General features: G+C 53.6%; 14 protein-coding genes. 3 read left to right on the forward strand and 11 right to left on the reverse strand.

What is annotated here, in order from left to right; all coding sequences use genetic code 11:
- Positions 1–65 precede the first annotated feature (65 nt).
- From MKX76_RS16890 to MKX76_RS16905, 4 genes are all read right to left on the reverse strand, one after another.
- Positions 66–971 carry an IS3 family transposase gene (locus MKX76_RS16890; protein ID WP_341035036.1) on the reverse strand — a complete coding sequence of 302 codons (906 nt, stop codon included), beginning with the start codon at positions 969–971 and terminating at the stop codon, positions 66–68.
- Positions 968–1,399, reverse strand: a complete 432-nt coding sequence (locus tag MKX76_RS16895) for an HTH domain-containing protein (RefSeq protein ID WP_007127449.1) — start codon at positions 1,397–1,399, stop codon at positions 968–970. The genes MKX76_RS16890 and MKX76_RS16895 overlap by 4 nt, the downstream gene beginning before the upstream one ends.
- A gap of 459 nt (positions 1,400–1,858) precedes the next feature.
- A complete protein-coding gene (locus MKX76_RS16900; RefSeq protein WP_213616753.1) occupies positions 1,859–2,821 on the reverse strand; it encodes an NAD-dependent epimerase/dehydratase family protein in 963 nt (320 codons plus the stop codon).
- A gap of 367 nt (positions 2,822–3,188) precedes the next feature.
- On the reverse strand, positions 3,189–3,704 hold the full coding sequence (locus MKX76_RS16905) for a TetR/AcrR family transcriptional regulator (protein ID WP_007131493.1): 516 nt from the start codon (positions 3,702–3,704) through the stop codon (positions 3,189–3,191).
- A 357-nt stretch (positions 3,705–4,061) separates the two neighbouring features.
- On the opposite strand from MKX76_RS16905, the gene MKX76_RS16910 reads away from it, so the two are divergent.
- Positions 4,062–4,532, forward strand: a complete 471-nt coding sequence (locus MKX76_RS16910; protein ID WP_028405782.1) for a DinB family protein — start codon at positions 4,062–4,064, stop codon at positions 4,530–4,532.
- 424 nt (positions 4,533–4,956) lie between these two features.
- On the opposite strand, the gene MKX76_RS16915 is transcribed toward MKX76_RS16910, so the two are convergent.
- The 6 genes from MKX76_RS16915 to MKX76_RS16940 form a co-directional block, all read right to left on the reverse strand.
- A complete protein-coding gene (locus MKX76_RS16915; RefSeq protein ID WP_007131271.1) occupies positions 4,957–5,688 on the reverse strand; it encodes a nucleoside phosphorylase in 732 nt (243 codons plus the stop codon).
- A gap of 1 nt (position 5,689) precedes the next feature.
- Positions 5,690–6,364 (reverse strand): sulfite oxidase-like oxidoreductase, encoded by a 675-nt coding sequence (locus tag MKX76_RS16920; RefSeq protein ID WP_144871202.1) that lies wholly within the window; start codon positions 6,362–6,364, stop codon positions 5,690–5,692.
- Between the two features lie 64 nt (positions 6,365–6,428).
- Positions 6,429–7,352, reverse strand: coding sequence for an ABC transporter permease (locus tag MKX76_RS16925; protein WP_007131269.1), 924 nt, complete (start codon positions 7,350–7,352; stop codon positions 6,429–6,431).
- Entirely contained in the window at positions 7,336–8,403 is a 1,068-nt protein-coding gene (locus MKX76_RS16930) for an ABC transporter permease (RefSeq protein WP_028405779.1), read from the reverse strand. Before MKX76_RS16930 ends, MKX76_RS16925 begins: the two co-directional genes overlap by 17 nt.
- Positions 8,400–9,896 carry an ATP-binding cassette domain-containing protein gene (locus MKX76_RS16935; RefSeq protein ID WP_144871198.1) on the reverse strand — a complete coding sequence of 499 codons (1,497 nt, stop codon included), beginning with the start codon at positions 9,894–9,896 and terminating at the stop codon, positions 8,400–8,402. The genes MKX76_RS16930 and MKX76_RS16935 overlap by 4 nt, the downstream gene beginning before the upstream one ends.
- Positions 9,897–9,967: 71 nt before the next feature.
- Positions 9,968–11,011: a BMP family ABC transporter substrate-binding protein gene (locus MKX76_RS16940; RefSeq protein ID WP_144871196.1), complete on the reverse strand. Its 1,044-nt coding sequence runs from the start codon at positions 11,009–11,011 to the stop codon at positions 9,968–9,970.
- Between the two features lie 616 nt (positions 11,012–11,627).
- Between MKX76_RS16940 and MKX76_RS16945 the strand changes: the two genes are divergently transcribed.
- Entirely contained in the window at positions 11,628–12,269 is a 642-nt protein-coding gene (locus MKX76_RS16945; RefSeq protein ID WP_341034268.1) for a hypothetical protein, read from the forward strand.
- A 144-nt stretch (positions 12,270–12,413) separates the two neighbouring features.
- On the opposite strand, the gene MKX76_RS16950 is transcribed toward MKX76_RS16945, so the two are convergent.
- Positions 12,414–16,274: an RCC1 domain-containing protein gene (locus MKX76_RS16950; RefSeq protein ID WP_028405395.1), complete on the reverse strand. Its 3,861-nt coding sequence runs from the start codon at positions 16,272–16,274 to the stop codon at positions 12,414–12,416.
- A gap of 190 nt (positions 16,275–16,464) precedes the next feature.
- Here MKX76_RS16950 and MKX76_RS16955 point away from each other — a divergent pair, with 190 nt between their 5' ends.
- Positions 16,465–19,080: a LuxR C-terminal-related transcriptional regulator gene (locus MKX76_RS16955; RefSeq protein ID WP_341034269.1), complete on the forward strand. Its 2,616-nt coding sequence runs from the start codon at positions 16,465–16,467 to the stop codon at positions 19,078–19,080.
- Positions 19,081–19,094: the final 14 nt, after the last annotated feature.

Consider the following 19,094-nt stretch of genomic DNA (forward strand, 5'->3'; position numbering starts at 1 on the left):
CACGCCAGCCCTTTCGGTGAACTGTGACCCGATTTGTGGACAGTTTGAAATAAACCGCCTAGAGCTTAGCTAGCAAGCAGATGACCTCTGAATTCATCGGGGGTCATCTTTTTTAATGTCCACTGGTATCGTTCTGAGTTGTAGTAGCTTATGTACTCCTTCACTCGCACCCTCACTTCATCAATAGTTTGGCAATCGCTAAAATCAACGTCGTCTTTCAAGTGACCGAAGAATGATTCCATCGGGGCGTTGTCCCAGCAATTGCCTTTGCGCGACATCGACTGCTTAAATCCTGCCTTAGCAATGAGAAGACGGGTTTTAGGATGCGTGTAGTGCATCCCTTGGTCGGAGTGCAGAATCGCTTCTGGATGAATGTTTCCATCTAATCGCTCTAAAAGACGCTGTAGCGTCCGCTCGACAATTGGAAGCTCGAGTGTTGCTGCCACGCTGTCGGCAAGGATCTGCCTGGTCGCCCCGTCCTTCACGCAGGAAAGGTATGCCCAGTGTCCGCTTCCATAGCGCAAATAAGTGATGTCAGTGAGAAACACTTTCTCAGGTTCGCCTTGGTCAAACTTTCGCTCCAGCAGGTTCGGACACGTCTTGTGCTCTTGAGTTGCCTTAGCCATCTTGCGGTAGGGGTTCGCCTGACGGATTACGGCTACCAAGCCTGCCTTTTTCATAAGCCGGCGAATCTTCTTGTGGTTCATGACAACGCCGCTTATCTGTTCCAGCCGCATCTTAATCACAAGCGCACCTGCTTTGCCGCGGAGCGCGTCAAAGTGCTGCTTGATGAGAAGGATGTCCTGCTCGTCGGCGGCAGCACGAAGTTGACGATCTTCTTCCGTCCCCAGCCACCTGTAATAGCCGCTTGGACTTACTTCCACGAGCTCGCATAGATAGCGTGTCATTCGTTTCAGGCCATATGCCCGAATGGTGCGATTTATGATCTCATAGCGCTCGGAGGGCGTCAGCGTTTCTTCTTCTGCCGATCGAGCGCTTCGAGCTTTTTTAGCATGTCCACTTGAGCTTCAAGCAGTTTGATCTGGGCCTTAGCCCGTTTCAATTCTTCTTCGGCTGACAACTGACCAGTTGGCTTGCGCCCTGTACTGCCCTTACCGCGCCGCTCTGTAGCCAAACCTTCCTCACCGTACAGTTCGAAGGTTTCACGCCACCGTTTTAAGCTGTCCTTGGGCTTCTTATGACCAATAACGTCCAGGTCGAAGCCGGCACGAATAAAGATTTCTGAAGGTGTCTGCCCCTGCTTGTAGGCTTTCAGCGCCTCCAGCTTGAATGCAGGTGTGTATGTAATGGCCGCCTCGGTCACATGGTGTACGTTTGGATTCTCCTCCAGCTTCCTCATTTGCTCCTCGGTAAAGAGCACCCGTTTCAACTTCCCCATTCTCGTATCACTCCTCGTCACATACCTTGATTAAAACACAAATGACCCACAAGAAGTCACTTTTTTCAAAGTGTCCATCTTATGGGTCACAGTTCACGGCCAGCGTGCCAGCATTTTTTCGCTAATCCCATATGGAGAACAGCACCAACAAGACCGCGGCAATTCCGAGCCAAAGCGTATGCTTCGATGCCCAGGCCGAACGTAAACCTTCATTCATAGATCCAAACCTCCCTAACAATGATTTGTAGCAATGCGCTTTAATGCTCGTTTACTAATCCCACCAGCTAAGCATTGACACCAGAATGATGGCGGCCAGTACGCCGTCCACAAACTTCAATTGAAGTTTGGCCATTCGAATCACCTCCTTATTAGGTATTATTGATTGACCAATTACTATTAGTAAAAAATAATGGGCAGACGTTGCGCGTATCTTGTACGCTTGCTATTTGAACAATCCGTTCACACGCCCTGCTTCTTCATCAACCTCTGAATGGTCTCCTTAATCGCTTTTTCATGCGGCGTCCAGGATAACGGTCCGATGAGACGCTCGTATTTTTCCCCGCTCAGCACGAGCGGCTCTTCCGTAAGATACAGCATCTCCACGACCTCCTTCATTACGGGATTGAACAGGCCGATCAGGGACAACCCGATGCGTCCCAGCGGTATGACGGCTTTGCGGCTCCCGCTCGCCTCCTGAGCGATGCGTACCAAGTCACGACCTGAGATGACGCCAGGACCGGGAATGTGCCAGTTTTGCCCGTAAGCCTCCTCCTGAACGGCGATATCCACAATCATCCGGGCCGCATCCGGCAAGTAGACATATTCGCGGGGAACCGTCATATTTCCGATGAAGGCCGTAGGCTTACCTGCTGCGATAGCCTCCATCGTCACGGATAGATAAGATGCTTGAGCCGAGGGGCCGTAATAATCCGGTAACCGGGCGATCAACGGGCGGGTGCGGGGTTTCCAACGTGACGAAAACAGAAGCTCCTCATAGGCAAGCCTGGTCTTGCCTTTTCGGGTATGAGGCATTTTCGGGTGCTCCTCCGTCGCTTTCTCCATTCTGCGTCGCCCATAGGGATATATTCCGTCCACGACAACTACTCTTGCGTTCATCCACTGGGCGGCCTGCATTACGGATTCCCCGAGTGGAAGCAGCCGTGATTCCATCTCGTGATACGGAATATTCGCGCTGTGAAAAATGACATCCGCCCCTTCGGCCGCATGAACGATGTCCTCCGATTTAAAGGCATCCCCGGTCCGGAGCTTCAACAATGGGGAGCTGCCAATCTCCTCGGCAAGTGCATTTAACTTGGTCATCGATCTGCCGAAGGCAATCGTTTCGATCCCTCTTCTCACCAATTCGGCAGTCAGCGGATTTCCTACTCCGCCCGTTGCACCCAGAACAATCGCCTTTTTCATAATCAAACATCTCCTTTGTTTTTTGTTATTGATTGACCAATTACTAATGTTCAAAAAAATAATGCCTAACTCCAAATGACTGGAAAATCAGAGCTCTTACACTACAGTGGGGCAGACGTGACCTGCCGTTAGCTGTGCTCTCCGATAAGCTGTTGCGGCAATCCGGGGGCGCCCCTCCCGGTAAGGGGCAGGCAGTCGCGGCGAGGCAAGATTGGTGCTCTCACTGTTCGGGGCGCGCATTCCCGGCGAATGTAGCTTGCTCTCAAGCAACTATGGCAGACCTTACGGCTCGATGCTTTGATGCCTCCATGGTGTAAAGTGCTGGGCTGCACTCACCTTTACCATCTCCCGCTGCCATCGGCAACCCCTAACGCTTCGGCATGATGCTCGGCATGTCCATGGCCATTGCGGCATTACAGAGCATTCCCCTTGCAAGGAAATTGGAGACTCTCACATCCGCATCCTGAAATCCGGCATGGATGAAGGCATTCTCCACCAGCTCCTTTACCTCTCCCATTCCCTGCTGCATCGCTGCTCGAACAGGTGCATCCGAGATCGTCTGTGCCTGCATCTGCAGTAAGATTTCACTACGATGAGCAAGCATGATCTCCTCGTAAGCACGGATCAATCCCTCTTCGAGCTCCTGGGACGGTGCCGAATCAATCACCTGACGGAAGGCATGAACAATCCGCTTCCAAGATACGGCCAGCGCTTCAACCAGCAGCGATTCCTTGGTAAAAAAACGGTACACGTAAGGCTGCGATATGGCTGCACGTTCGGCAACCTGTGCGGTTGTCGCACGATAATAGCCGATCTCTGCAAACACCTCGATTGCTGCTGCAACAATATCCTGACGTCGGTTCGCGGAGGCTTCGCGCGGCATACGGAATCACTCCTTTCAGAAGTTAATTTTTAATTTTTATTATTGATTGACCAATTACTAACTGAAATCAGTATATGCGAAAGAATGTCCGATTGCAACAGTTATTTTTCATGATTTTCCATTGGGCTAAGTTGAACTAGAAAACGAGGTCCAGGCAAGGATGGGGAATCATCCTTTCGACATTTCACTTTTATATGCTTATTAAGCATGCCTAGATAAAGGATATTCATGCATACTATCGAATTTACTTACTATTGCTCCACTACACCCATGCGCCATAGTCAGGCCATATGACAAACAAGGTTAATACCAGAAGCAGTTCGAATCTACTGTGACGATTATGAGGAGGGACTTTTTATGTACATGGAAACTGAACAACAGTTAAAGCGATGGCTCCGCCATCGGGGTGTGCTGCAGCAGCTGCTTGAAGAAATACGGGACGAGCATCTGGAATATAAGCCTTGGCCGAATGCTATGACATTAGGGAAATTGATAGTCCACATGGCTGCATCTTCCGATATGTTCCTGCAATCGATCAAGCATGGGGCCTTCTCCCCGCCAACGTTCCCGACAAGCTTCGAATCGATCAGCGATATCCGGGAGATCGTTCAAGCCTCAACCAATGCTACGGAAAAAGGCTTTGCTGAACTGACGGAAGCCCAATTGGAGCAACCGCTGGATTTTAACGGCTTTGTGGCCCCGGGCTCCGTCTGGCTAGGCAACATGGTCGACCATGAGATCCACCACAAGGGACAATTGTTTACTTACGCGAGATCGGTCGGCATTGAAAAGTTACCGTTTTTCATTGTTCAACCGCCTAGAGCATAAGGGGCGAATCTAGACAAGCGGGCCAGGGCTGGCAAGGTGTGTCCCGGATTGATGTGCAAGTCCCTTTTCGGGACTTGTTGGCCTCGCGGGCGCGCTTTCCATCGCTGCAAGTTCCTTTTCGGGACTTGTTGGCCTCGCGGGCGCGCTTTCCATCGCTGCAAGTCCCTTTTCGGGACTTGTTGGCCTCGCGGGCGCGCTTTCCATCGCTGCAAGTCCCTTTTTGGGACTTGTTGGCCTCGCGGGCGCGCTTTCCATCGCTGCAAGTCCCTTTTCGGGACTTGTTGGCCTCGCGGGCGCGCTTTCCATCGCTGCAAGTCCCTTTTCGGGACTTGTCAGGCCCCGCGGGGGCGCCGCAAAGCGCCGCCCGCGCCCCCATCAAAAAGCCGGTTATTCCCACGCCTCGGGAATAACCGGCTTTTATCCATCACCCTTGCTTCGCCAGCTTCGCAACGGCCATCAAGGCCGCATGAATCTCGCGCTCCACGGCATCCGACACGACATTCGTGTTCGGATCATACTCCGCCGCGAGATCCGCGTCCGCGAAGCCGTCGATCGCCACGATCGCACCAGCGCGGACGCCGCGGAGGGCGGCCACTACATAAAGCGCCGAGATTTCCATCTCCACGCCGAGCGCGCCGGCCGCCTTATATTTCGGATGGGGGAATTCCTCCACCCCGTTAAAGAATACATCCAGCGTCACCGTCATCCCTTTGCGGACGACGCCCTCGCCTAACGAGAGCGCGGATTCGTACAGCGCCTCAGCGACCGCGCTGTCCGCCACAGCCGGGAAGCCTTCCGGCACAAGCTGCTTCGTCAGCCCGTCCGTACGGATGGCCGCGGTGCTGACAACCAGGCTTCCCGCCGGCGTATCCGCCCGGTAGGAGCCGGCGGTGCCAACGCGGATCAGCGTCTTCGCACCGGCGCGAATCAGCTCCTCGAAGCAGACGGCCGCCCCCGGGCAGCCGACGCCGTGACTCGTCACGGCCAGCTCCACGCCTTCGTACGTCCCCACGAAGGTCCGGTATTCGCGGCTGAACGCCAGCTCGCGCGCGCCTTCCAGCTTGCGGGAGATCACTTCCGCACGCTTCGGATCGCCGCAGACCACGACGAATTCGGGTATATCCTCAGAGTTCACTTGCAATATCGGCATCAACATATCAATCAAACTCCTTACGTGTCCATTCGTCTTCCGGTATATCCAGCGCTTCGCCGCTAAACCGCTGCTCCTTGAACGGATCGGCTTCATTATGGAAGCCGTTGCGTTCCCAGAAGCCCGGCCGGTCCTCCGCCATAAACTCAATGCCGCGCAGCCACTTCGCGCTTTTCCAGAAATACCGATGCGGCACAACCGTGCGCAGCGGCCAGCCATGCTTGTCCGTCAGCGGCTCTCCGTTGAAGCGGTAAGCAAGCAGCACATCGTCCCGCAGCAGGTCCTCGATCGGCACGTTCGTGTCATAGTCCGGATCCGCATGGAACATGACGTACTTGGCTTCCGGCTTGACCTTCAGTTCCTTCAGGAAATCCCGAAACAGAACCCCTTCCCACACCGTATCGAATTTGGACCAGCGCGTGACGCAGTGTATATCGGTTTGGAGCGTTACCGTCTTCATCGACAAAATATCCTCATACGAAAATGTCCGCTCCTCCTCAACTTCGCCGAATACCCGCAGCGTCCACTCAGACATGTCATAAACCGGTACCTCCCCTTCATGCAATATGGGGAACTTCTCGGTCAGCGTCTGTCCGGGAGGCAGCTTGACCCGCTGCTCCTCGGTCAGGTTGCCGGCCGCGACCGGCTTCATTTTTTTCAAACGTTCCGCTTTCTTATGCACCTTCCGCTCATCTCCTTATGCAAAGTCTCGGGTCCATTTCCGAAAGATCACCGGGGCATCAAGCTTATCGCGAGCTTGAGCCCTGCTTCAGCGCATCCTTCTGGAAGCTCTTATCCTTGAAGAAGAACATCGCCAGGATCGTCACGACATACGGCAGCATTTGGGTGAAATGTGTCGGCAGCGCCAGTCCCTGAAACCGGATGCTTAGCGCATCCATGAACCCGAACAGCAGACTTGCCGCCGTTACGCCAAGCGGGCCGGATTGGCCCAGCATTGTGGCAACCAGCGCGATGAAGCCGCGACCGGCGGTCATGCCCTCCGTAAACATCGTCACTTGTCCAAGCGACAGCTGCGCACCCGCAAGCGCGCACAGCACGCCGCTAGCCAGTACGGCGCCGTATTGATAACGGGCTACCCGAATCCCGACGCTCTTGGCCGCCAGCGGATTTTCACCCGCAGCCAGGAAGCGGAATCCGCTCTTCGTGCGATAAAAATAGTACCACATCAAACCCGCAATCAAAAATGACAAGTACACAAGCGGCGTCAATCCCGCCAAAATCGGCCCGATCACGGGAATATCCTCAATGACGGGGATATTCCATTTCGGCAGCCCCACCATCGTGTTGTCGTAAAAGGCGCCCTTTACATCGAAGATCGCCCGCAGGCTGAACGTGGTAAGCCCGGCCGCCAGCGCATTCATGGCGATCCCGACGACGATGACGTTCGCCCGCAGGTTTATGCTCAAATAGGCAAATATCAACGAAAAGATCGATACAATCGCAATCGCAAACAATATCGCATAAAACACGTTGCCGAAGTAGTAATTCCCAACCACTGCGGAGAACGCACCCAGCAGCATAAAGCCTTCCAGGCCGACATTGAACAATCCGACGCGCGAGCAAAGGGCGCCGCCGAGGGCTGCGAGCAGAATCGGCGTCAGCACCCGGAGCGCCGAGTTAATCAGGGCAAGGTCAAACAGCTGTTCCATCGGATTTGTTCTCCTTTCTGCGCTTCAGGAAGCTATATGTGAATCGGGCGGAAATAAACAGGATCAGAACGGCTTGGATGATATCCCCCACCTCAAGCGGCACTTCCGTATTCCGCTCGACGCCCATGCCGCCGGTCTGCAGCGCGGCCAGAAAGATCGCCGCAATCAGCGTGCCGATCGGATTCGATCCGGCCAGCAGGGCTGCCATAATGCCTGTCCATGCATAATCCGCCGTGGATAATGCGCCGTCGATATAACGATACTGGGAGCCCAAGATCTCGACAGCACCGCCGAGACCCGCAAGACCGCCGCTTGCAAACATGGCGCCGATCATCATCGGCCCCCGCTTCACCCCGCCGAACAAGGCGAACAGCGGGTTCCCGCCGAGCATCCGGATTTCATAACCGACCACCGTACGCTTCAGCACCACGAAAATGATCAAAGCCGCGAGAACGGCCAGCACAAACCCGACGTGGAGGGGCATGCCCGAGATCAGCTTCGGCAGCCAAACGCTGTTGTCAAGCATTTCCGACTGGGCCATCGCCGCTGAGCCTGAGCGGTCCTTCAGCGGGTAGGCAACCAAATAGCCGGCAAACAGTACGGCCACATAGTTGAGCAGCAGCGTCGAGATCAGCAGGTTCACGCCGAATCTCGAATCGAAGTACCCGGCCATGACCGACCATAATCCGCCTGCGATAATGCCGGCGAGCAGAGCGGCAACGCATACGAGCCAGCCCGGTCCCGGCATATACAATCCGACCAATGCGGCGCAGAGCGCCCCGAACACCATCTGACCTTCCGCTCCAAGGTTAAAGAAGCCCGCGCGGAAGGCAAGCGCCGCGCCCAATCCGATCAGAATGATCGGCGTCGCCCGCGAGAGGGTGTTCGTGAAGAAATACATTCCTCCGAACGCGCCTTTCCACATTTCCGCATACGTCTCTAAAATGTCGCCTCCGGCAATAATAATTGCAATCGCTCCAGCCAATAGACCCACGATGATGGCTGCGACCGGCTGAAGCAGCGGAAGCGTTAATTTTGTCCATTTGTTCATTGCAATGTTCCTCCCGCCATCAGCAATCCCAGTTTTTCCTCCGTCGCTTCCTTCGCGGACAGCTCGCCTGCAATTCGGCCTTCATACATAACCAGTATCCGGTCAGAGAGCTTCAAAATCTCGGTCAGCTCGGAGGACACGAGCAAAATTCCCGTTCCTTCTTCGCGCCGTTTCAACAGCTCGCCGTGAATCGTCTCCATGGCGCCAATGTCGACGCCGCGCGTAGGCTCCGCCGCGATCAGGAACGGCGTGCCCTGCTCCAGCTCGCGGGCGACAATCAGCTTCTGCAGATTGCCCCCGGACAAATACTGCGTGCTCGTCTCCAGCGAGCCCGTCTTAATCGAGAATTTCTGCACCCATCCCGAAACGAGGGCACGGATGTCCTTCAGCTTGAGGAGGCCGCTCTTCTGCAGCCGACGATGGTGACCCATCAGTCCGGTATCCATCACCGTGGCCGTCCGGTTGGCCCCCCACACGTAACGGTCCTCCGGGATGTGCGCAAGACCGCTCTCCCGAATATCTCTTGGTGCCTTGCCCGTAACGTCCTTGCCAGCGACGGCGATCCGGCCGCCGTCCGGCTGGGCCAGACCCGAGATGAGCTGAAGCAGCTCGGATTGTCCGTTGCCGGATATGCCCGCTACTCCTACGATCTCGCCTGCGCGGACGCTCAGGCTAACCGCATCCAGCACCGGCTTGCCCTTTGTGCCGCGCAGCGAAAGGTCCGTTACCTCCAGCACCTTATCTCCAGGCGTAATCGGCTTGCGATCCAGCTCCAGCAGCTCACGTCCGACCATCAGCCGGGAGATTTCATGCGCATCGGTAGCATGCTTATCCACCACGCCCGTCACCGCTCCGTCCCGAAGGACGGTAATGCGGTCGGCCACATCAAGCACTTCATTCAGCTTGTGACTGATCAGAATAAAGCTTTTGCCCTGCTTCGACAGCTGTTTTATAGCCTCCAAAAGCTCCTGGACCTCCAGCGGTGTGAGAACCCCCGTCGGCTCGTCCAGGATAATGATGTCCGCCCCTTGATAGAGCACCTTTAAAATTTCGACCCGCTGCTGCACACCGGGAGCGGTGCTGCTTACGATCGCCTGCGGATCCACCTTCATGCCGAATGTTTCGCATAGCTCTTCCACCGTCTTCACGGCCTGCTTCCGGTCAAAGACGGCCCCTGCGCCCGGTTCGTTGCCGATAACAATGTTCTCCGCGATCGTAAAGGAAGGAAACAGCATGAAATGCTGATGCACCATGCCGATTCCGCTCTGTATGGCATCCAAGGGACTGGCAAAGGACACTTCCTTGCCGTTCAGACGAATCGTACCCGAGGTCGGCTGCTCCATCCCGTACAAAATCCGCATCAGCGTCGTTTTACCTGCACCATTCTCTCCGACAATCGCATGAACTTCACCTGCGCGCAGCGAAAAATCAATGCCGCGGTTTGCGCTAAACTCGCCATACTTTTTCGTAATACTGTCCATCTGGAGTAGCATGTCGGTTATGCCTTCCTTTCGCTTCTGAATAAAAGACCGACTGCCCTATGCGCAGCCGGTCCAGGTGAGAACTAGTTTTGTTCCAATGCGTTCGTTACTTTAATTTTTCCAGCGATTATATCGTCAGAAATCACCTTGAGCTGGTCTACAATGTCTTGTCCAATGAACGGGTTCAGCGGAGTTTTGCTCTCATGCGTTACATAAGTGAGGCCTACGCCGCCTTCCTTCAAGCCATACTCGCGAACATCAAAGGAAAATTTGCCTTCCACAAAGTCTTTGACTGTCTCGTACGCAACGGCGTCCGTTCCCTTCAGCTGAGCCAAGACAACATGCTCGGGATCGGTGCCGGTGTTGTCCGTATCTTGGCCCGATGTGTAGAAGCCCTTCTCTTTCGCAGCTTCGAATACGCCCAGGTCGCCGACGGCGGACATGCCTGCTACGAAATCCGCGCCTTTGGAATTTTGCAGGAGCGCAAGCTCTTTCGCTTTCGCCGGATCGTCAAATCCGCCGACGAAGTTAACGAAGATTTCGACATTCGGGTTGACGGATTTCGCGCCTTCCTCAAACCCCTTGATATACTTGTGCATAATCGGAATATCATCTGCCACGACATTGCCGATCTTGTTCGTTTTCGTTGCCAATCCGGCAGCCGCTCCAAGGAGGTAAGCCGCCTCATGCTCGCGGAATCCGACGCTGCGAACATTCGGCAAGTCGACAACGGTATCAATGATCGCGAACGGTACGTCCGGATTCTCCGGCGCAACCTTCTTAAGCGCATCTTCCATCTGGAATGTGGTTGTGATGATCAAGTCATATTTCTCTGCCACGGCGGTGCGCAGATTTTGCTCGATCGAGGCCGGATCCGTCGATTCGATCGTCTTCACTTCCACGTCGAAATCGGCAGCCGCTTTCTTCAAGCCTTCGTCCATCAAGGCAAAGAATGGATTCACGCCGATCTTCTCAGGAAGAACGAGCGCAATGCGTTTCTTATCTTTAGACCCTTCAGCACCGCCAGCTTCAGCGCCTTTGTCGGTCGACTTATCATTGCTGCCGCAGCCTGCCAGCAGTCCGACGGAGAGTACGAGTGTTAATAGAATTGACCATGTCTTCTTCATGTCCTGAGCTTATCCTCCTAAGTGAGCACGTTTTATACTATTATCCTAGGGTATAGACAAGCAGATGTCAAAACAAAAATTTTAGCGTTTTATGTAGTTTAATGTGTTTTTTAGCAAAAATTTGGCCGAAAACTGCATATATCACAGAACATTCCTTAATAAAAATGTCATTAATGTTCGGAAAATGCCAACATTTGATCAGTCGTTTTTACCATAGAACCAGGGTGAAAGCGCATTATTTTCAAAACAGCCGGCATTCAACCGCTCCTTATTATTTCTATATCGTACAAAGCAGAGATACATCCAGACCTTCGGCCGTACTAGAGGAAGGCAATTTATTGGAGAATAGACCACGACTTGGACTTCTTCCTTTACCATAGGACCATGGATTTTGTTTAGAGGACCACCACAATTATTGCATCTAGTCCCAGCTAAAACCTTTCTTAATTAAATACGAGAATTAAATACAAGTTAAAAAATGGTTTTTATTTGCAACATTTATGAGTTGTTATGCATTAAGAATATGAACGATCATTATTTAGTAGTGATTTTTATAATTCATGAAAAGAGGGAGAAAACTCTCCAACTCCCCCATCATTTAGGAGGAAGCATTTCAATGAAAAATAAATGGTTGGCTATAATTTTGGCATTTTCCGTATTGATTGGCGGGGTGATCTATTCAACGGGTACAGTTAATAGTAAACAAGGTTCAACAAATATCGCTACACAGACGGACCATACATCCGCAGACAAGAGGATCGATACATCAACATCAAAACCGAAATCTGTGCATGGTCAAATTCAGATTTTTCCTTTTGAAGAGGCAGTTAACCGATCTGATTTAATTGCCAAAGTTAGAATAGGAAAAAAGTCAGGAGAATTGAATGAGCCTGTACCAAAAACGGTATTTAATGCTCAGATATTAGAAACTCAGAAATCCGATGTGAAGGTTGAGCTGGAATCTATCCAGATTATTCAGCAGGGTACCGATGAAATATTGTTCAATGATAACCCTATATTTAATGAGAATGAGGAATACATTTTATTCCTGAAAAAAGCCGTGGGACCAATAACACAAGAGTATCCTGACTTATATTGGATCACTGGAGAAGAATCAAACATGTATAAAGTAATCGGGGATCAACTAGTTGAAAGACAGGCATTCATTAAAAATGAGCTTCTAGATATTCAAGATAAAGCTTCGTTGCTAAACAATCCTCCGGAAAACCTACCCAAATTCTTGATGAAGCTGAACTGAGCAAAAAGATAAAGTCTTTCGTGAAGAATTAGATATTGGCCTCATGCTAAAGGGGATGCCTGACACGGCATCCCCTTTCCATTAAAATGAAGCAGCCTATGAAACAACAACTGATCCCGAATCCAAGCTTACTTCAAAGGCATCTCAATCGATGAGCTGCGCCGCCCTCAATAACCGCTGCAGCATCGCCGCCGCTTCGCCGCGGGTCAGCTTCGAAAGCGGCTTAAGCGCATCGTCGGCTCCGTAGACGATCCCTTCGTTCACAAGGACGGCCGCTGCCGGTTTGGCCCAATCGGACAGGTCTTGAAGGTCTCTGTAACCGTCAAGAACAATATCTGCTTCCTTCTTATTCATTACAGTCGTTAATCCTGCCAGCTTCATCGCTCTGGCCATAACGGCCATAGCCTCTTGACGCGTAATGCCTTGATCTGGCCGGAAACGGCCGACCGCATCCCCTTGGATCAGCTCATACTGCACAGCTTGTGCAATGACGCCGCTGTACCAGTCGCCTGCATGGACATCCTGGAACGCGGAGCCTTCACCCTTCACCTCAGGCAAGCCGAGAGCCCTCACGATCATGGCGGCAAATTCGGCACGGTTCACTTGAGCGTTCGGCGCAAAATGGAGCGTCGCATGATCTGCACCTGAGCCCGCTCCAGCTCCATCCTCGCTGCTCCCCTTTCCGCTTAGGATCATGCGTGAGGCAAGATCATTCACCGCATCGTTGGACCAATGAAACGTAACATCGGCAACATTCGCTTGATGAGCAACGAAAGCAACGGTTCCTTCATCCAAACGGTGCATGATGGCCTCAACGCTGCCATCCTTCCTCGGTTCAACGCGTGTCGGGATGTGGTATAATTCCCCGTTGTCATCCACTCCGACAGCTGTCGTGATGCGGCCCGGCATTCCCTGCGTCCAAGTGATTCGGTGCTCCATATATTGCGGGAATCGCTTCAGCTCAAGCGGCTTATCATGGGCCTTCGCTTTCGCTGTTATATCGAAATCGACTGGGGAACCGACCAGAGCAGCCCCTGATTCCGATAGAGCCTTCTTAACGGCTTCTGCCTTAGCTGCATCGGTAGCAGCCATCTTCAAGGTCACCGACATTTGATCTGCCGCTAACGGCAGCTTCGGATTGTCCGGCTCGTGCCAGCGAGACGATGCCATCACGGCTGCAGGAACATGGAAATGGCCCAGCGTTGATCGGATTTCAACGGCTCCCTGCTTGGCGCTAAGCAGATCTATCGCTTCTCCGCTTGCCTCCAGGGAGACCTGATCCGCAGGCTGATCCAGCGCGATAATGATTACCGGCTTGTAGTCCACTGTCTTTAAACGGGCTTCCAGCTTAGCCGTATCCAATTTCATCGATACGACGGTATGTCCATTTATCTCATGGGACAAACCAGCAACCATCCCTTCCTGTGACTCATCGTTTAGGGTAACTCTGATCTTCACGCGATTCTCCGAAGGTGCGGCATGGTTCGATTGGCTCGGCAAAGCCGGCCCTTGGCCCGAATCTGGCGCCGAGCCTCCAGGAGCTTCAGGAGTTCCGCCGCCCCCGGTTGACGCTGCTTCCGTCACCGCCGCTCTATATTTCTGCTGCTGACCATCGGGCGCCGTAATAACCACCTCGATGACATGGTTCCCAGCAGCAATGGGAAGGTCTGGGCTTTTTTGCCCGGAGACGAGATCGATCGGTCCGAACACCAAATCTCCGGCTACGCCGTACACGCTGGCCGCAACCGTCGCCCTCGCATCATACACCTGCGCCGTCACTGTGATCCGATTCGTTTCCTTTGGAACAGCTGCCTTGTAATCATAGTGATATCGATCGAATGCAGGGCTAAGACCGACTTCGCCTTCGGATGACTCAAAGCGCAAACCTTGCAGGCTTGCGTCGTACGCCGGAACCGCAGCTTCCTTCACCGTAAAGCTCCATGTATCGGCCCCTTGAATCCCGGCAAAGGAGGCACCTGAAAGATTACCGGTAAAAGCCCCCGGATCGATCTCGACATAATAAGCCATCCCCTCATCGAAATCGTTCAGCGGATCAATAATCGCCGTGTTGCCGAGAATCGTTACTCTCCCTGCATCGGCCGCATCGATGGTCTCCACAACATGCGAATCCGGGCTCTGCCTGATCGTAATCAATCGGCCCGAGACAGCTGTCACTTCTTCTTGAAATACCACTCGCAGGGGCACGTCTTTTTCCACTCCGACAGAATGATGAGACGGCGTATACGACAATGCCCTAAGCTCGGTCGGGGACTGGAGCGGCTTCCATTTGGCGTACAGCGTGACATCCTGTGTACCGAATGTCAGCTTGCTGCCGGCCGGATAATCGCTCCCGCTGCCGTCCGGCTCCGTGTTCCAGCCTTCGAAGACAAATTCATCCTTGCGCAGCTGTCCCGTATTATCCGCCACCAACGTCTCGTCTCCTCTGGCAAACAAACCGCTGCTTACCGGAACATTCCCTGCGGTGTGTCCGTTGCCGTCATAGGTTAACGAGTAAAGGTTCGGCCATTTCGTTGTCACCTTTACCATACGGTAGCTGCTTTTTCTGCCGGCAGCATCTTTGGCAATGACATTAAAATAATAGTCCGTGCCTTCAGAAAGACCGTTCACCACAAGGGCGGTTTGATCCGCCGCATAGCTTCCGACCGGCTTACCGTTCTTCTCCATCTGACTGACGTCCCCGATATTCGGGCTGCCTGATGAATATAAAAGATACTGCAGCTCGTGCTGCTCCGTCATATTGTCCACAGCCTTGGGCCATTGCAAAGCAACCGAGTCCGTCGTGATACTGTCCGGATTCAGAGTCCCGCTGCCTGGATCCGGCGGCGTTGTATCCAGTACGGCCTTCGTCAGCGTCGGCGTATCCCTGGTGCTGGATGTCCCGTCCCCGAGTTGTCCTCCGCCGTTAAAGCCCCATCCCCAGACGGTTCCATCCTTCTTCATTGCCACGCTGTGAAAACCGCCTGCCGCAATTTCCCGAACATGCTCGATGCCTGACACCGGGACCGGAATGAGGCTGGATGCATTCGAGCCCACGCCAAGCTGCCTCTGACTGTTATCCCCCCAGCTCCATACGTTTCCCGTCCGGTCCAGGGCAAGGCTGTGGTAGCCTCCGCCCGCAACGGCAACGATATGCTGCAAGTTTTTAATTTGCACGGGTCTTGTTCGGTTGGTTCGTGTGCCATCCCCAAGCGTGCCGTATGTGTTTTTTCCCCATGCCCATACGGTGCCGTCTTGCGTAACGGCCAAACTATGGGAGCCTCCGGCGGCGATCGCCATGACGTCAGTCAGCCCGGCAACCTGCACCGGAACGTACCGATCCGTCGTCGTCCCATCGCCAAGCTCCCCGTCCCCGTTTACTCCCCAAGCCCATACGGTGCCGTCGGATTTCAAGGCAAGGCTGAAGTAACCGCCTGCCGCAATCGCCGTCACATCGTTCAGACCGGCGACCTGAACCGGAGTATTTTGTTGTAACGTCGTTCCATTGCCCAACTCGCCGTTGTCATTCTTCCCCCAAGTCCATACGCTCCCGTCCTCGGAAAGCGCCATGCTGTGATAGCCAAGCCCTCCGGAAACGGCCTTTATTCCGCTCAGCCCGCTCACCTGGCCAGGCACGTTCATATCCGTTACCGTCCCGATTCCTAATTGCCCATTCTCATTGGATCCCCAGGTCCATACGGTACCGTCGCTCCGAAGCGCCATAGTGCTGCGAACGCCGGTGTGAACGTCGATGACATGGTTCAACCCCTTCGCCATCACCGGCGTCGTGCGGGCACTCCAGGTGCCGTTACCCAGCTGTCCCCTGTCTCCATACCCCCACGAATAAACTTCACCGCTGCTTACGAGCGAAGCGGTATGATAGTACCCGGCCACAAGCTTCGGTGCAGCGGCCGGTGCCGCAAACGCATGACGATATCCCGCGACCCAATCCAGCTGCAGCAGAAGCATCGCCATGCACAGCAGGATTTTCACTGAACGCCTTAGCATATTCTCCTCCTTCGTTTCATTAAGCGTTTATAGCCACAGCCCGATTGGGACCGCGGCACCAAGGATGGTATCAAACTTATCGCAGGAAAACGATTGACAAACGTTAACTTTTCATCTTTTTTTTCATATAATCTAGTTATCTCGACTCAATTCCCGTAAAAATAACGTTCGTATATTGTGAGGGTATCCTATGAAACTACTGACCGACCCACCTATTCTGAAAATGAAAATAAGCCCTCCCGGGCTGAAAAAGCATCTGATCCATCGGGATCGGCTGCTGCGAATGTTGACGGCAGGGCAAGGAGGACAGCTGACCACCATTATCGCCCCTGCCGGATACGGCAAATCGACGCTGCTTGCCCAGTGGGCTTATGAAGCCGGCAAACGATGCGCCTGGGTGTCCCTGGATGAACGGGATAACGACCCCGTCCGCTTTTGGCGATACGTCACCGCAGCTCTCGGCTCGGCGCTTCCCAAGCAGCTGGGAGATCGCCTTCTGGACCATACGCATCTGCTGCCGGGCTCCTCGGTCGAAAGCTTTCTGGATACGCTGATCAGTGAATTATACGAGCATCATGAACCGCTCCATCTCATTCTCGAGGACCTGCACAGCATTCACAATGCGGCCATCCATGAGGGGATTTCCTACTTGATCGACTACCTCCCAGAGCATCTCCATCTCCTCATCTCCTCCCGAACCGAGCTTCCGTTCCCTACGATCAAGGGCGTGATTAACCATGAGATCCGTCATATCGGAATAAAGCAGCTGGAGTTTACATTGGATGAGACGGAGCGTTTTTTTCATCACGCAGATGACACTGGGCAGCAGCCTCTCCTGACTCCAATGCAGCTGGATACCGTCTGGAGCCAATCGGAAGGCTGGATTGCCGGTCTCCAGCTGGCTGCCGTTTCCCTTCAGAACGGCATGGGACCGGAACCCTTTATGGATGATATGAGGGGGAATCCGTCTCTGCTATCAAAATACTTGTTTCAGGAGGTCGTGAGTAAGCAATCCTCCAAGGTGTTTTCCTTTCTGCTCCAGACGGCCGTCCTTTCAGAGCTCCATCCGCAGATTTGCAATGCCGTAACGGATTTCAGGGACAGCCGCCCGATGCTGGAGGAGCTGCAGAAGCTGAACCTGTTCCTGGTACCGCTGGATGAACAGCATGCCTGGTTCCGCTACCATCATCTGTTTTCGCAATTTCTGCTGGACCTCCTGCAGCGTGAGTATGACGGTGAGCATGCGAAGCGTCACCGGCTTGCCGGGCAATATTACGCCGCCATCGGCTCCATGGATGAAGCCATCGACCATCTGTTAGCAGCGCAGGACTTCGAGGCTGCCGTGAATTTGCTGGAGCCGCATATGCAAAGCGTGCTTGAACGGGGCGAAATCGCCACGCTCCTAAAATGGTTTGACCGAATCCCCCCTCAATACCCGATGACACCCGAATTATCATTGGCGCATGCCTTTATCGTGGTTCTTACAGGGGATCTGATTCGCTCCGAGCGCATGCTGTCGCGGATTGAAGAAGCGTGCGCTGCACTCGCGCCTTCGGATCGACGAGAGAAGCTCCAGAGCAGCATATTGTTCGTGCGCTCCAATCTCGTGTTTTTGAACGGGGATTTCGCCAAATGGCTCGCCTTCAGCGAAGGCTTCCTCAATAACCTGATGCCCGACAATCCCATATACTATCAGTTCGATTACAATCGGCGGGAGCCATACGTAAGACGAACTCCGCTAGGCATGAAGGGTGCACTATCGGCCGATACGGAGAAAATTGCCCATCTGTTTACCGGCGTGCTCGAATCCCATGGCTGGGATCATTCGCTTATGAATTTATACGTGAAGCAATCTTTGTGCGAGGGGTATTATGAATGGAATCGCCTTACCGAATGCCGTGAGCTGCTGGTTCACATTCGAAACGCCCCGCCAGCCGAAGACACAATGGGTTTGCTTGTGCCGCTGCATATTACCGAAGCCAAGCTGTACGCAGCGGAGGACAAATTCCATCTTGCCCATTATGCGCTCGATGAAGCGCAGGCCGCTGTCCTCTCCGGAAGATCAAACCTATGGCTCCCTCCGTTAAAGGCCGTACGGGGCTTGCTTTATCTCCGGGAAGGGCGGATATCCGAAGCCCGGAAGGAAATTTCCGCCCTTCACGTTTCGGTCAAGGACAGGCCTGCCTATAGCCGGGAAACCGAATACCTGGCTTTCATCCGCCTGTTAGGCAGACAGGGCAGGGAAGCCGAAGCGCTTCATCTGCTGGACCTGTTAAAGCCCCAGGCGGAGCGCGAGCAGCAGCGGTCCAGCATCATCGAGATCACGAGCCTTCAAGCGCTGCTGGAGCATCAGCGTGGTCAGCGACGGAAGTCGCTTCAGCTTCTTGGGCATGCTTTGCATGTGGGAGCGCAAAACGGTTATGTCCGTACCTTCCTGGACAAAGGTGCGGATATGTACCGGCTTCTGAAGCTGTATTCCAACCAGGCTGGGCAGGAAGATAGCTTGAACTCGGAAGCCCTGCAGAACCTTGACTATGCGCGCACGCTGATGGAGCATTTTTCCTTAACGGATCCTTCTACCGCCAAGCCGGCCATGCCGGTTCTTCCGGAAGGGCTGAATCGGAACGAAATGAATCTGCTGCGCTTGATCCGGCAGGGTGCCGCCAATAAACAAATGGCCGCTGCCCTGGGCCTGTCCGAAGGAACGATCCGGGTGTATTTATCCAGGCTGTACGGCAAGCTCGGGGTGACCACCCGAACGCAGGCTTTGGTTAAAGCCCAGTCGTTAAATCTGCTGGAAGAGTGAATGTAACATATATA

Source organism: Paenibacillus sp. FSL R5-0810, assembly GCF_038002285.1.
In the GTDB taxonomy this organism is placed as follows: Bacteria; Bacillota; Bacilli; order Paenibacillales; family Paenibacillaceae; genus Paenibacillus_AQ; species Paenibacillus_AQ lactis.

What these genes read in the sequence shown, in the direction of transcription:
- MKX76_RS16895 (WP_007127449.1), bottom strand. Translation starts at nt 1,399, where the DNA reads ATGGGGAAGTTGAAACGGGTGCTCTTTACCGAGGAGCAAATGAGGAAG.
- MKX76_RS16900 (WP_213616753.1), bottom strand. Translation starts at nt 2,821, where the DNA reads ATGAAAAAGGCGATTGTTCTGGGTGCAACGGGCGGAGTAGGAAATCCG.
- MKX76_RS16905 (WP_007131493.1), bottom strand. Translation starts at nt 3,704, where the DNA reads ATGCCGCGCGAAGCCTCCGCGAACCGACGTCAGGATATTGTTGCAGCA.
- MKX76_RS16910 (WP_028405782.1), top strand. Translation starts at nt 4,062, where the DNA reads ATGTACATGGAAACTGAACAACAGTTAAAGCGATGGCTCCGCCATCGG.
- MKX76_RS16915 (WP_007131271.1), bottom strand. Translation starts at nt 5,688, where the DNA reads ATGTTGATGCCGATATTGCAAGTGAACTCTGAGGATATACCCGAATTC.
- MKX76_RS16925 (WP_007131269.1), bottom strand. Translation starts at nt 7,352, where the DNA reads ATGGAACAGCTGTTTGACCTTGCCCTGATTAACTCGGCGCTCCGGGTG.
- MKX76_RS16930 (WP_028405779.1), bottom strand. Translation starts at nt 8,403, where the DNA reads ATGAACAAATGGACAAAATTAACGCTTCCGCTGCTTCAGCCGGTCGCA.
- MKX76_RS16935 (WP_144871198.1), bottom strand. Translation starts at nt 9,896, where the DNA reads ATGCTACTCCAGATGGACAGTATTACGAAAAAGTATGGCGAGTTTAGC.
- MKX76_RS16940 (WP_144871196.1), bottom strand. Translation starts at nt 11,011, where the DNA reads ATGAAGAAGACATGGTCAATTCTATTAACACTCGTACTCTCCGTCGGA.
- MKX76_RS16945 (WP_341034268.1), top strand. Translation starts at nt 11,628, where the DNA reads ATGAAAAATAAATGGTTGGCTATAATTTTGGCATTTTCCGTATTGATT.
- MKX76_RS16950 (WP_028405395.1), bottom strand. Translation starts at nt 16,274, where the DNA reads ATGCTAAGGCGTTCAGTGAAAATCCTGCTGTGCATGGCGATGCTTCTG.
- MKX76_RS16955 (WP_341034269.1), top strand. Translation starts at nt 16,465, where the DNA reads ATGAAACTACTGACCGACCCACCTATTCTGAAAATGAAAATAAGCCCT.